This is a genomic window from Paraburkholderia sp. GAS199 (assembly GCF_050436585.1).
In the GTDB taxonomy this organism is placed as follows: domain Bacteria; phylum Pseudomonadota; class Gammaproteobacteria; order Burkholderiales; family Burkholderiaceae; genus Paraburkholderia.
The window spans coordinates 171,802-184,606 of the sequence record NZ_JBNDMM010000010.1 but is presented as its reverse complement, the minus strand read 5'-3'; the positions used below and the strand labels follow the sequence as shown (position 1 = coordinate 184,606).

Annotated in this window: 11 protein-coding genes; all 11 read left to right on the top strand. The window is 63.8% G+C overall.

Annotated features, from left to right (window positions below):
• Positions 1 to 83: 83 nt before the first annotated feature.
• The 11 genes from P3T18_RS31685 (at position 84) to purF (ending at position 12,745) form a co-directional block, all read left to right on the top strand.
• Positions 84 to 2,597 (top strand): FimV/HubP family polar landmark protein, encoded by a 2,514-nt coding sequence (locus tag P3T18_RS31685; RefSeq protein ID WP_429303916.1) that lies wholly within the window; start codon positions 84 to 86, stop codon positions 2,595 to 2,597.
• The gene (gene truA, locus P3T18_RS31680) at positions 2,594 to 3,406 is read left to right on the top strand and encodes a tRNA pseudouridine(38-40) synthase TruA (RefSeq protein ID WP_429303915.1); all 813 of its coding nucleotides are present in this window, start codon (positions 2,594 to 2,596) and stop codon (positions 3,404 to 3,406) included. The genes P3T18_RS31685 and truA overlap by 4 nt, the downstream gene beginning before the upstream one ends.
• Positions 3,403 to 4,116 carry a phosphoribosylanthranilate isomerase gene (locus tag P3T18_RS31675; RefSeq protein ID WP_429303914.1) on the top strand — a complete coding sequence of 238 codons (714 nt, stop codon included), beginning with the start codon at positions 3,403 to 3,405 and terminating at the stop codon, positions 4,114 to 4,116. Before truA ends, P3T18_RS31675 begins: the two co-directional genes overlap by 4 nt.
• 57 nt (positions 4,117 to 4,173) lie before the next feature.
• Complete coding sequence (gene trpB, locus P3T18_RS31670; protein WP_429303913.1) at positions 4,174 to 5,367, top strand: tryptophan synthase subunit beta; 1,194 nt, start codon at positions 4,174 to 4,176, stop codon at positions 5,365 to 5,367.
• Between the two features lie 11 nt (positions 5,368 to 5,378).
• The gene (locus tag P3T18_RS31665; RefSeq protein ID WP_429303912.1) at positions 5,379 to 6,296 is read left to right on the top strand and encodes a DNA-methyltransferase; all 918 of its coding nucleotides are present in this window, start codon (positions 5,379 to 5,381) and stop codon (positions 6,294 to 6,296) included.
• A gap of 33 nt (positions 6,297 to 6,329) precedes the next feature.
• Positions 6,330 to 7,142: a tryptophan synthase subunit alpha gene (gene trpA / locus P3T18_RS31660; protein ID WP_429303911.1), complete on the top strand. Its 813-nt coding sequence runs from the start codon at positions 6,330 to 6,332 to the stop codon at positions 7,140 to 7,142.
• An 82-nt stretch (positions 7,143 to 7,224) separates the two neighbouring features.
• Positions 7,225 to 8,097 carry an acetyl-CoA carboxylase, carboxyltransferase subunit beta gene (gene accD / locus P3T18_RS31655; RefSeq protein ID WP_091804851.1) on the top strand — a complete coding sequence of 291 codons (873 nt, stop codon included), beginning with the start codon at positions 7,225 to 7,227 and terminating at the stop codon, positions 8,095 to 8,097.
• Positions 8,098 to 8,248: 151 nt separating this feature from the next.
• The gene (folC, locus tag P3T18_RS31650) at positions 8,249 to 9,559 is read left to right on the top strand and encodes a bifunctional tetrahydrofolate synthase/dihydrofolate synthase (RefSeq protein WP_429303910.1); all 1,311 of its coding nucleotides are present in this window, start codon (positions 8,249 to 8,251) and stop codon (positions 9,557 to 9,559) included.
• A 29-nt stretch (positions 9,560 to 9,588) separates the two neighbouring features.
• Positions 9,589 to 10,533: an SPOR domain-containing protein gene (locus tag P3T18_RS31645; RefSeq protein WP_429303909.1), complete on the top strand. Its 945-nt coding sequence runs from the start codon at positions 9,589 to 9,591 to the stop codon at positions 10,531 to 10,533.
• 7 nt (positions 10,534 to 10,540) lie between these two features.
• Complete coding sequence (locus P3T18_RS31640; protein ID WP_429303908.1) at positions 10,541 to 11,035, top strand: CvpA family protein; 495 nt, start codon at positions 10,541 to 10,543, stop codon at positions 11,033 to 11,035.
• Positions 11,036 to 11,194: 159 nt separating this feature from the next.
• The gene (gene purF, locus P3T18_RS31635) at positions 11,195 to 12,745 is read left to right on the top strand and encodes an amidophosphoribosyltransferase (RefSeq protein ID WP_429303907.1); all 1,551 of its coding nucleotides are present in this window, start codon (positions 11,195 to 11,197) and stop codon (positions 12,743 to 12,745) included.
• Positions 12,746 to 12,805: the final 60 nt, after the last annotated feature.

The window sequence follows — 12,805 nt, the reverse complement described above, 5'->3', positions numbered from 1 at the left end:
CGCTTTTTTCATTGTGTGCTCCGAATATCTTGTCTCTTTCCAACCGCAAAAAAGGGCTGCGCGCTGACGCGCCAGGAGTCCCGATGAACCTTCGACTCTCATCCCTTCGGGCTTTGTTCATGCATCGCGCTACAGGCCGTTCGGCGGCCGCGGCAGCACTGGCGTTTGCGCTGACAGCCGCTGGCGCCGGCAATGCGACCGCCGCGCCGGCCGACGCCGCGAGCGCACCGGACAGCGCCGCTGTTTCGTACGCGGCCGGCAGTCAACTGACGATCAAGCCAGGGCAGTCATTGAACGACGTCGCGATTGCCGTCACGCAATCGCACGACCGGGCGACGCTTGCACGCGCTTCACGCGCGCTGTTCGACGCGAACCCGAACGCGTTCATGAGCCATGACCCGAGCCGGCTGCGGCTGGGCGCCGTGCTGACCGTACCGGCACTGGACGCAACCGGTGCGCCGGTCGCAGCATCCGCGGCCTCTACGGCGGCCTCCGAGCCGGCTGCGTCCGCGGCGGCAGCGGCACCCGTGTCTGCGCCGAATGCGGCGACGGCGGTCGGCGTGGCAAGTGGCGTCGCACAGGTCAACGCGGCGGCCGCGAGCGCGGCGAGTGCCGCGGCAGCGCTTGCCGCCACGCCTGCCGCAACCGGCACGGCTAGCTCGGCGGCGCAGGCTACGGAAGCGTCGGGTAGCGCAGCCTCGTCCGCTCCGGTGGGCGGGTCGCAGGCCGCGGCGCCGGCCAGCGGCACGCATGTGTGGTCCGGATCGATCCAGCCGCCTGCCGGCGCGTCCTCGGCGGATACGGCGGCGGTGCCGGCCGCGGCGTCGCAGGCGCGCGTCTCCAGCTTGCAGCAGTTGCTCGCGCTGAAGAATCGCGTGTTGATGGAATTGCAAAAGCACGGCATCGGCGGACAGGCCGCGCCGGGCGCGGCTGTCGCGACGAACGGCGCTCAGCCGGCCGCGGGCGTCTCGTCGGCGACTGCGGTGTCGGGGCACGCTGGCGGGTCGACGTCGACCGCCACTGCAGCCGGCATGTCGGAGACGAGTCTGGGTGTCGCGGCCGCGGTGGGTGCGGCGCTGGTGGTGCTGCTGGTTGCGCTGCGCTCGCGTCGTCGCAAGCGCGTGGAAGACGTGGCGGCAGACGCGCAGGACGAATCGCTCTCGCGTGAACAGCCGGTGGTCGGCGAGACGCCGGATGTGACCGACGTTGCCGCCGCTGAGCATCAGGCGTCGATCGAACGCGAAGCGGCCGCTCGCGAGACGGCGCAGCGTGTCGCAGCCGAGCGTGAGGAAGAAATTCGTCGCGCGGAAGCGCTCGAAGCAACGCGAAAGGCCGAAGCGGAACGGCTCTCGGCGGAGCAGGCCGCAGCGGAAAAGGCGGCTGCTGAACGGGCAGCGGCGGAGCAGGCAGCAGCAGAACGGGCAGCAGCAGAACATACGCACGAACACCCGGCGGAACGCGAACCGGCTCACCCGGCTCCGTTGACGGATTCCACCGTCGCGCATTCCGACGCAACACTGCCGACAATGGATCACGACACAGCCCACGTCGTGCCGGAAAGCGCGTCGATCGCCGACGCCGAAGCCGCGGCGGAACCGCTTCCGACCCATCACGAACACTTCGAAGGCGCGACGACCGCCGCTAGCCTCGCCGCTGCTGCCGAACTCGGCGCGGAGGCGTTGCCGTTGACGTCGCTCGAACCGGTCGACGAGACGTTCCCGCACGAGGCGCCCGCGCAGCAACTGCAGTGGGACGACGAGCCGGCAACCGAGAAGCCGGATGCATCGGTCGCGCCCGCCGCGTCGCATGTGGAACCGGCCGCGCAGCAGTACGCTCCGCCGCCCGTCATCGATTTCGGTCAGCAGCCGTTCGGCTCGCGAGCCGCTGCGGCGTTCGAGCAGCCCTACAGCGACGCGTCGGCGCACCCGTTGCCCGACACGTCCGCGGCTGCGGCGCAGGTCGTGCAGGACGAGTTGGCCGCGCACGTCGAACCGGCAGCCGAGGTGCAGCAGCCGGCTGCGGAAGTCGATTCGCACGAAGCCGCGCCCGCGTCGGCAATCGAGCCCGAGCGAGTCGAACACAAGCCGATCGCGCCCGTGGCGCCGTCCGAATTCCCGCGCGACGCGCTCGACGCTTTCAGCAGCCTCGACATGCCGTTGCCGCCGCGAATTGAGTCGGATGACGAACTCATCGGCACGCAAAGCTTCGCCACGCATCCCGTGGCATCGCCGGAAAGCACGGCCCAGCAGGCCGTCGCGCCGTACGATCCGGACGACGCTCCGCATATCGCGGACGAAATTGCCGCCGGCACGGCTGGACACGCTGCCGTCGCGGGCCTCGGCGCCGCTGGTTTCGGCGCGTTGAAACTCGATTTCGACCTCGAGTTGCCGCCGAGCCCCGCGCAGCCGCTGCCCGCATTCACGCAGGCGGATCTCGGTCGAATTGCCCGCAACAAGCTCGATCTGGCCGCCGAATATATCGATCTCGGCGATCTGGCCGGCGCGCGGTCGCTCATCAACGAAGTCATCGAGGCGAACGATCCGGCCACGCGCAACGAAGCGCGTGCGTTGCTCTCAACCCTCGCGCCGTTGTCGTGAAACGTATTGCACTCGGCGTCCAGTACGACGGATCGGCTTTTTACGGCTGGCAGTCGCAACCGCACGGCAAAACCGTGCAGGACGAACTCGAACGGGCACTGCGCGAATTCGCGCAGACGCCCGTGCAAACGGTTGTCGCCGGTCGAACGGACACGGGCGTGCATGGCCTCGGTCAGGTGATCCACTTCGATACGGAACTCGATCGTGCCGAATCGTCATGGGTGCGTGGCACGAACGCCTTTTTGCCGAAAACCGTTGCCGTGCAATGGGCCAAGCCCATGCCCGACGAGTTCCACGCGCGCTTTTCGGCCTTCGAGCGCACGTATTACTACGTGCTGTACGTCAATCCGGTGCGCTCGCCGATGCTGGCGGCGCGAGCCGGCTGGGTGCATCGGCGGCTCGACATCGACGCAATGCGCGCGGGTGTGGCCTGTCTGATCGGCGAACACGATTTCTCGGCGTTCCGCTCATCGCAATGTCAGGCTAAAACGCCCATCAAGCACCTGTATGGCATCGACCTGCGTCAACAGGGCGACTTCATCCATTTTCGCTTCAGGGCCAATGCGTTTCTGCACCACATGGTGCGTAACCTGATGGGTTGCCTCGTCGATATCGGCAGTGGACGCCGTCCCGTCGACTGGATGGCCGAAGTTCTTGCGAGCGGCAGCCGCGATCGCGCCTCGCCGACCTTCATGCCGGACGGGTTGTACCTCGCGCAAGTGGGCTATCCTGAGCATTTCGGCGTGCCCGCGCCGCAGACTGGCAGCGTGCCGTGGAATACCGTGTGGACCGAGCAACCGTCAATATGAACGCAACCGAAAATCTCTCCGTCGAGAACGCCGCTGAAGAAGCTCAGCAAGGCGTGCCGCGTCGTACGCGCATCAAGCTGTGCGGTCTGTCGAAACCGGAAACCGTTGCTCACGCCATCGAGCTGGGCGCGGATGCCATCGGATTTGTCTTCTATCCGCCCAGCCCGCGGTCCGTCAGCGTCGCGCAGGCCGTCGAGCTGGTGCGGAATGTGCCGCCGTTCGTGTCGGTGGTCGGGTTGTTCGTGAATGCCACGCCGGAGTGGGTCGGCGAAGTCGTCAGCAATGTCGGACTTTCGCTTTTGCAGTTTCACGGCGACGAGACGCCGGAGCAGTGCGAGTTGCTCGCCGGGGTTGCGGGTTTGCCTTGGTTGCGCGCGCTGCGTGTCGCGGCGGATACTCAGCCGGCTGATTTGGTAAAATCAGCTCTTAACTATTCAGCAGCCAGCGGCCTCCTGTTTGACACACATGTCGAAGGTTACGGCGGCGGCGGGAAGGTTTTCGATTGGTCACTTATTCCAGCAGAGCTCGCGCATCGGGCCGTTTTGAGTGGTGGGTTGAACGCGCAAAACGTCAATGATGCGATCCGTCGCGTGCGCCCCTACGCAGTCGATGTCTCAAGCGGCATCGAAGTGCCGGGTGCCAAGGGCGTGAAAGATCACGCCCGGATGGCGGCGTTCGTTCGCGCAGTGCGCGCCGCGGACGCCGAATGAATCTGACAGCGCGGTTTTCCCGTAAAGCCGCGCGTTTCACTGAGAAGAGTGGTCAATATGTACAACTTGCCTGACGAAAGAGGCCATTTCGGCCAGTTTGGCGGCGTGTTCGTCGCTGAAACGCTGGTCCACGCGCTCGACCAGCTGCGTGCCGCCTACGAAAAATTCCAGAAAGACCCGGAATTCGTCGCCGAATACGAGCGCGAATTGAAGTACTTCGTGGGTCGTCCCTCGCCGATCTACCACGCGCAGCGCTGGAGCGAATTGCTCGGCGGCGCGCAGGTGTTCCTCAAGCGTGAGGACCTGAACCACACCGGCGCGCACAAGATCAACAACGTGATCGGGCAGGCGCTGCTCGCCAAGCGCATGGGCAAACCGCGCGTGATCGCGGAAACCGGCGCGGGCCAGCATGGCGTGGCCACGGCGACCATCGCTGCTCGCTTCGGCATGGAATGCGTGGTCTACATGGGCGCGGAAGACGTACGCCGCCAAGCCGCCAACGTGTATCGCATGAAGCTGCTGGGCGCGACCGTCGTGCCGGTGGAGTCGGGTTCGCGCACCCTCAAGGATGCGCTGAACGAAGCCATGCGCGACTGGGTCACCAACGTCGAGAGCACGTTTTACATTATCGGCACGGTGGCTGGCCCGCATCCTTATCCGATGATGGTCCGCGATTTCCAGCGTGTGATCGGTGACGAGTGCAAGGTGCAAATGCCCGAGTTGACGGGCCGTCAGCCGGATGCCGTTATTGCGTGCGTTGGCGGTGGTTCGAACGCGATGGGCATCTTTTATCCGTACATTGACGACACAACGGTGCAGCTCGTCGGCGTTGAAGCGGCGGGTGACGGCCTCGAATCGGGTCGTCATGCTGCTTCGCTGATCGGTGGCAGCCCCGGCGTTTTGCACGGCAATCGCACGTATTTGCTTCAGGACGAAAACGGTCAGATCATCGAGACGCATTCGGTCTCGGCCGGGCTCGACTATCCGGGCGTCGGACCCGAACACGCGTGGCTAAAAGAGATCAATCGTGCGCAATATGTCGGCATCACCGACGAAGAAGCGCTTAAGGCGTTTCACGATTGCTGCCGTATCGAGGGCATTATTCCCGCGCTGGAATCGAGTCACGCGCTGGCCTATGCCACGAAGCTCGCGCCGACCTTGCCGAAGGACAAAATCCTTCTGGTGAATCTGTCGGGTCGAGGCGACAAGGACATGCACACGGTCGCCGAGCGATCGGGCATCCAGTTCTGAGCGCCGCGACGATGCGCGACGAGTTCGACGAGCCGCAACCGGCGATTGAAGTGAATCCGGCCGCTGAATTAGTGGCGGCCGCTGTGCCTGCATCGCTTTTGCCGCAGGTGCCTGCCGGTATCCAGCTGTTGAACCGCGATTTTCTGACCGATGTGTCGAACATTCCCGACCAGTCGATCGACCTGATCCTATGCGATCCGCCTTATGGGCTTGGCAAAGATTACGGCAACGACTCGGACATGCGTACGGGCGACGATTTTCTCGCCTGGACGCGCAGTTGGCTGGAGCTTGCCATTCCGAAGCTCAAGCCGTCGGGTTCGCTCTACATTTTCTGCACCTGGCAGTACGCACCGGAAATCTTCAGCTTCCTGAAGACAAAACTCACGATGATCAACGAAATCATCTGGGACCGGCGCGTGCCGAGCATGGGCGGAACGGTGCGTCGATTTACCTCGGTGCACGACAACATCGGCTTTTTCGCGGTGTCGAAAGATTACTTTTTCGATCTCGATCCCGTCCGCATCCCGTACGATGCAGTCACGAAGAAGGCGCGTTCGCGTAAATTGTTCGAAGGCAGCAAGTGGCTCGAGCTTGGCTATAATCCGAAAGACGTCTGGTCGGTTTCGCGACTGCATCGGCAACACGCCGAACGCGTCGCGCATCCCACCCAGAAGCCTCTGGAAATTGTCGAGCGGATGGTGCTGGCAAGTTGTCCGAAGGGCGGGCGCGTGCTCGACCCGTTCATGGGCAGCGGCACTACCGCGGTCGCTTGCGCTCGTCAGCAGCGCGAATTCGTCGGCTATGAGATCAATGAAAGTTACTGCGCGATAGCGCGTGAACGCGTCAGCGCGGCCGCAACCGTGCCTACCGCGGGGCGCAAAACTCGCAAGGCCGTCGCCAAACCCGCACGGCAAACCGAGGCGCAATAAGCGCGCAGTAGCTAAAAATCCCGAGAATATTCCATGTCCCGTATCAAGAACACGTTTGACGCGTTGTCCGCACAAGGGAAGAAAGGCCTGATTCCGTTCATAACGGCAGGCGATCCGGACCCGAAGCGCACCGTCGAATTCATGCATGCACTGGCAGCCGGCGGTGCCGATGTGATCGAACTCGGCGTGCCGTTTTCCGATCCGATGGCCGACGGCCCGGTGATCCAGCAATCGTCCGAGCGCGCATTGGCGCACGGCGTGTCGCTGCGTCATGTCCTTGCCGACGTAAAGCGCTTTCGCGAGACCAACGACACGACGCCGGTCGTGCTGATGGGCTATGCCAATCCGATCGAACGGATGGGCACCGAGGCATTCGGTAAAGCGGCGCAGGAAGCCGGAGTGGACGGCGTGCTGGTTGTCGACTATCCGCCCGAAGAATGCGTTAATTTCGCCGAACAGATGCGATCGTCGGGCATCGATCCGATTTTCCTGCTGGCGCCCACGTCGACCGACGAGCGCATTGCGGAAGTCGGCAAAATCGCCAGCGGCTACGTCTATTATGTGTCGCTGAAAGGCGTGACCGGAGCGGCAAATCTGGACGTTTCCAGCATCGCGAGTAAAATCCCGGCCATCAAGTCGCGCGTACCGTTGCCGGTAGGTGTCGGTTTCGGCATTCGTGACGCGCAAACGGCGCGTCTGGTTGCCGAAGTTTCCGATGCCGTCGTGATCGGCAGCCGCATCGTGCAATTGCTCGAACAGGCGGCGCCGGAAAACGCCGCCGAGATGCTCACGCGCTTCGTCGCCGAAGTCCGGGAAGCGCTCGATAGCGTCGCGACTGCCCGATAACAGTCATTTTTTGTCTCCGGTAAGGTGAGCGGCGGGTTCGTCCCGCCGTTTTGCACAACCGGCTGACCCAGAGGGAATCAATATGAGCTGGCTCGATAAGCTGCTGCCGCCGAAAATCAAGCAAACCGACCCGAAAAACCGCAAGGGAATTCCGGAAGGCCTGTGGATCAAGTGCCCGTCGTGCGAAGCGGTGCTGTATCGCAACGACGTCGAGGCTAATCTGCACGTTTGCCCGAAATGCGACCATCACATGCGGATCGGCGCGCGTGAGCGGCTCGACGGCCTGCTCGATCCGGAAGGCCGCTACGAAATCGGCCAGGAAATCGTGCCGGTCGACGCGCTCAAGTTCAAGGACAGCCGTAAGTATCCGGATCGTCTGAAAGAAGCCATGGACGACACCGACGAAACGGACGCCATGGTCGTGATGGGCGGCGCTATCCACACGCTGCCGGTGGTCGTGGCCTGCTTCGAGTTCTCGTTCATGGGCGGCTCGATGGGTTCGGTGGTCGGCGAGCGTTTCGCCCGCGGCGCGCAGAACGCGCTCGAGCAGAAAGTGCCGTTCATCTGCTTTACCGCTTCGGGCGGCGCGCGTATGCAGGAAAGCCTGTTGTCGCTGATGCAGATGGCGAAGACCACGGCTATGCTCACCAAGCTCGCCGAAGCCAAGCTGCCGTTCATCTCCGTGCTGACCGACCCGACCATGGGCGGCGTGTCGGCCAGCTTCGCTTTCCTGGGCGACGTCGTGATTGCCGAACCGAAGGCGCTGATCGGCTTTGCCGGCCCGCGCGTGATCGAGCAAACCGTGCGCGAAAAGCTGCCGGAAGGCTTCCAGCGCGCCGAATTCCTGCTGACCAAGGGCGCGATCGACATGATCGTGGACCGTCGCAAGCTGCGCGAGGAAATCGCACAACTGATGGCGCTGCTGAGCCATCAACCGGCGGACGCCGTCGCCTGAGTTGGGTGAGGTACGGCAGCGGTGCCGTCAGGCGAACCGCTGCCAGCCGTCAAAAAAGCAGTCCAAACATAGCGCGCCGCGAGAGTGATCAAGCGGCGCGCTGTCATTTCCGGGATAATCACGGTCTCGCAACGCAGCACCGATTCACTCGATGACCACATTCCCCACCCTCGACGCGTGGCTCACGCACCTCGAATCCGCGCATCCTGTCGGCATCGACATGGGTTTGACCCGTATCTCCCAGGTACGTGACGCTATGCAGTTGTCGTTCGACTGCCCGATCATCACCGTGGGCGGCACGAACGGCAAAGGCTCGACCTGCGCCATTCTCGAGGCGATTTTGCTGCGCGCGGGTTATTCGGTGGGCTGCCACACTTCACCGCATCTGCTGACGTTCAATGAGCGGGCGCGCGTAAATGGCGCAATGGCGAGCGACGCCGATCTGCTGCCGAACTTCGAAGCCGTCGAAACGGCCCGGTTGAGTCTCGCCGAACCCGTCTCGCTGACCTATTTCGAATTCACGACGCTCGCCATCATGAGCCTGTTCGCGTCGCGCGGACTCGACGCGGTGATTTTCGAAGTCGGCCTGGGTGGCCGTCTGGACGCGGTCAATATTCTCGACACCGATTGCGCGATCATCACGAGCATCGACATCGACCACACCGAATATCTGGGCGACACGCGCGAGAAGATCGGCTTCGAAAAGGCGGGCATTTTCCGCGCCGGCAAGCCGGCCATTTGCGCCGATCCCGTGCCGCCGCAAAGCCTGATCGACCATGCCGAGAAAATCGGCGCCGAACTGTGGCTGTTCGGCCGCGATTTTCGCTACGAAGGGCAGGCCGGCAGTGAGCGTCAGCAATGGAGCTACGTCGGTCCGACCATGCGCCGCTCGGCGCTCGCCTATCCGGCGTTGCGCGGCGCGAATCAGCTGATCAACACGTCGGCCGCGCTGGCAGGGCTCGAAGCCTTGCGCGACCGTCTGCCGGTGTCGGCGCAAGACATCCGTCTGGGACTGGCCAACGTGGAATTGCCGGGGCGTTTCCAGGTGTTGCCGGGCAAGCCCGCCATTGTTCTGGACGTCGGGCACAATCCGCACGCCGCCGCGGTGCTCACGCAAAATCTCGGCAACATGGGCTTTTTTCCCTACACTTACGCGGTGTTCGGCGCGATGCGCGATAAGGACATCGCCGGTGTGTTGGCGCATCTGAAGGGTGAAATCGACCATTGGTGCCTGACTGACCTTCCGACTCCGCGCGCGGCCTCGGCGAAAGAGCTGGAAGCGGCGTTGCGCGAGCAGGGCGTGTCCGATAGCGACGACAGCAGCATCACGCGCTATGCCACGCCGGCAGAGGCTTACCAAGACGCGCTAAAACGGGCGTCAGAGAATGATAGAATCGTGGTTTTCGGCAGTTTCTATACGGTAGCTGGCGTAATGTCCTACCGTAAATCGCAGCAACACTGAACGGGCGCCAGGCTCGAACCAAGCGATTCATGGGAATTTTCTCGTTCGGCAAGAAAGACGACGCGCCCAGCCGGCGCGGCGCAAATACCAGTTCCACTCGGGCGGCTCGTGGCGAGCGTGTGGAGCGGCGAACCCGCCGCACCGAACGCCCTGTCGACGCCGATGCGATGCTGCTCGACCCCACGTTGCCGGAAAAGCAGCGTGCCCGGCGCCGGCTGGTCGGCGCAATTGCGCTGGTCGTAGCCGCCGTGGTGGTCCTGCCCATGGTGCTCGACTCGCACCCGAAGCCCGTCACCGACGACATCTCCATCGACATTCCAAGTCGTCCGGCGCCGAAAATTGCCAAGCCCGCTGAAGACACGCAGGCCGGCGTCGCGCCCGACAATCCGACGTCGCCCGACGCGGCGCTCGCGGCCTCCGGCCTTGCGCCTGCAACGGCCGGTGCGCAAACGTCGTCACAATCGACAACGCAGTCCGCCGCGAAGCAGCCGGGCGCGGTCGCCAGCGCGGTCCCGTCGACCCGGCCGGCAGCGAAGCCGCAAGCGCCCGCGGTTGCCGCCAACACCGCACCGTCTACGTCGGCGGCACCTGTCGCACCCGCACCGGTCAAACCGGCTGCGAAGGCGCCCGCTACGCATAGCACGGCGGCCTCGCCGGCCCCGAGCACTGACAGCACGAACAACGCGGCGGCTAGCGCGGACGCGAACTCCGGCACGCCGGCGTCGCCGCCGGGCAGCCGCTTCGCCGTTCAACTCGGCGCCTTTGCGAACGACGCCAACGCGAAAAACTGGGCGGCCAAGTTGAAAGCGGCGGGAGTGCCCGCATATACCGAACACAGGAAACAGGCAGACGGCAGTACGCTCACCCTGCTGCGCGCCGGACCGTTTGCCGATCGTGCATCGGCCAGCGCGGCGATTGCCAAGGTTCGCGAGGCCGGCTTGACGTCCGGTGCGAACAGCGGCGCTGCACAGTAAGCGAGCGATGTTCACTGCCTTCGACTACGCTGTAATGGCGGTGATCGGTTTGTCGGCCTTGCGCGGCACATGGCGCGGGTTTTTGTCCGAGATATTCGGGCTGATCGGCTGGATCGCGGCATTCTTCATTGCCTGCCGGTTCGTCGGTTATGTCGTGCCGTATATCCCGTCCACGTGGCCGGGCGGCGCGTTGACCCAATGGCTGCTGGCGTTCGCGCTGGTGGTGATCGGCGTGGTGCTGGTAGCGAGCGTACTGAATGCGCTACTGAGCCGCATCGTGCAGGCAACCGGCTTGAGCGGCGTCGACCGCTCGCTTGGTCTGATGTTCGGCCTCGTCCGCGGGGTCTTACTGGTGCTGATTCTGGTCGCCCTCGCTGGCTTGACCGAACTGCCCCAACAGGAATTCTGGCGCAACGCCTTGCTGCGGCCCTATGCGGTCGAAGGCGTGCACGTAATGAAACCGCTGCTTCCCGAGACGCTCGCTGCCTACGTCCGTGTGTGACGATCAGGCGATCGGTTCGAAGGGCGCAGCAGGACTCCGGCGCAATCCGGTTGCCTCGCCTGACGTCGCGTGCCTCCACGCACGCTTCGAACGAAGTCTCTCAGAGATGCTGCGGGCACCGGTCGCCATGACGAATTTCGTACCTTTGAAGGACATGCCATGTGCGGCATCGTAGGCGTAGTTTCCCACTCCCCGGTCAATCAGCTGATCTATGACAGCCTGCTGCTCCTGCAGCATCGCGGTCAGGACGCAGCCGGCATCGCGACGGCGAACGGCAGCAATTTCCACATGCACAAGGCCAACGGCATGGTGCGCGACGTGTTCCGCACGCGCAACATGCGCAGCCTGCCCGGCACGACCGGCATCGGTCAGGTCCGTTACCCGACCGCCGGCTCGGCGTCGAGCGAAGAAGAAGCCCAGCCGTTCTACGTGAACGCGCCGTTCGGCATCATCCTCGCTCACAACGGCAACCTGACCAACTGGCAGCAGCTGAAAGATGAGATGTTCCGCATCGATCGCCGCCACATCAACACGAATTCCGACACCGAAGTGATGCTCAACGTGCTCGCGCACGAATTGCAGCTGTCCAGCTCGGGTCTGCAACTCGATCCGGCTGCGCTGTTCAAGGCGGTCTCGGGCGTGCATCGCCGGGTGCGTGGTTCGTATGCGATCGTTTCGCTGATCGCCGGTTACGGTCTGCTCGGCTTCCGCGACCCGTTCGGCATTCGTCCGCTGTGTCTGGGCAAGCAGGAAACGGCGGAAGGCGTCGAGTGGATTCTGGCGTCGGAATCGGTGGCGATCGAAGGTATCGGCTTCGAATTCGTGCGCGACGTGGCGCCGGGCGAAGCGATCTTCATCGACATCGAAGGCAATCTGCACTCGCAGCAATGCGCGACGACGCCGAGCCTGAACCCGTGCATTTTCGAACTCGTGTATCTGGCGCGTCCCGACTCGGTGCTCGACGGCGTGCCGGTCTACAACGTGCGTCTGCGCATGGGCGACTACCTCGCCGAAAAGATCAAGCGCGAATTGCCCGACGTCCCCATCGACGTCGTGATGCCGATTCCCGATTCGTCGCGTCCGGCAGCCATGCAAGTGGCGAAGAAGCTGGGCGTGGAATATCGCGAAGGTTTCTTCAAGAACCGTTATGTCGGCCGTACCTTCATCATGCCGGGCCAGGCCGTGCGCAAGAAGTCGGTGCGCCAGAAGCTGAACGCGATGGGCATCGAGTTCAAGGGCAAGAACGTGTTAATCGTCGACGACTCCATCGTCCGCGGCACCACGTCCCACGAAATCGTGCAGATGGCGCGTGATGCCGGCGCGAACAAGGTGATCTTCGCCTCGGCTGCGCCGCCGGTGAAATTCCCGAACGTGTACGGCATCGACATGCCGACGCGCGGCGAACTCGTGGCCCACGGCCGGACGGACGAAGAAGTTGCGCGCATGATCGGCGCCGACCATCTCGTTTATCAGGACGTCGACGCGCTCAAGCAGGCCGTGCGCGACATCAACCCGGCGCTGAAGGAATTCGAAGCGTCATGCTTCGACGGCAACTACGTCACGGGCGATGTCACGACCGAGTATCTCGATCGCATCGAAACCGCGCGTCTCGCGCCGTCCTCGCAGTCGGACCGCGACGCCGCAAGCGAAGCGATCGACGGTGGCGCACCGGCCCGTTCGCAATTGCACCTGCAATTGTCGGTAGGCTGAGCGACGCTAACGCAAGCCGCATCGCTCGCTGCGTGGCCGGCTGCACGCCACGTCGCGAGC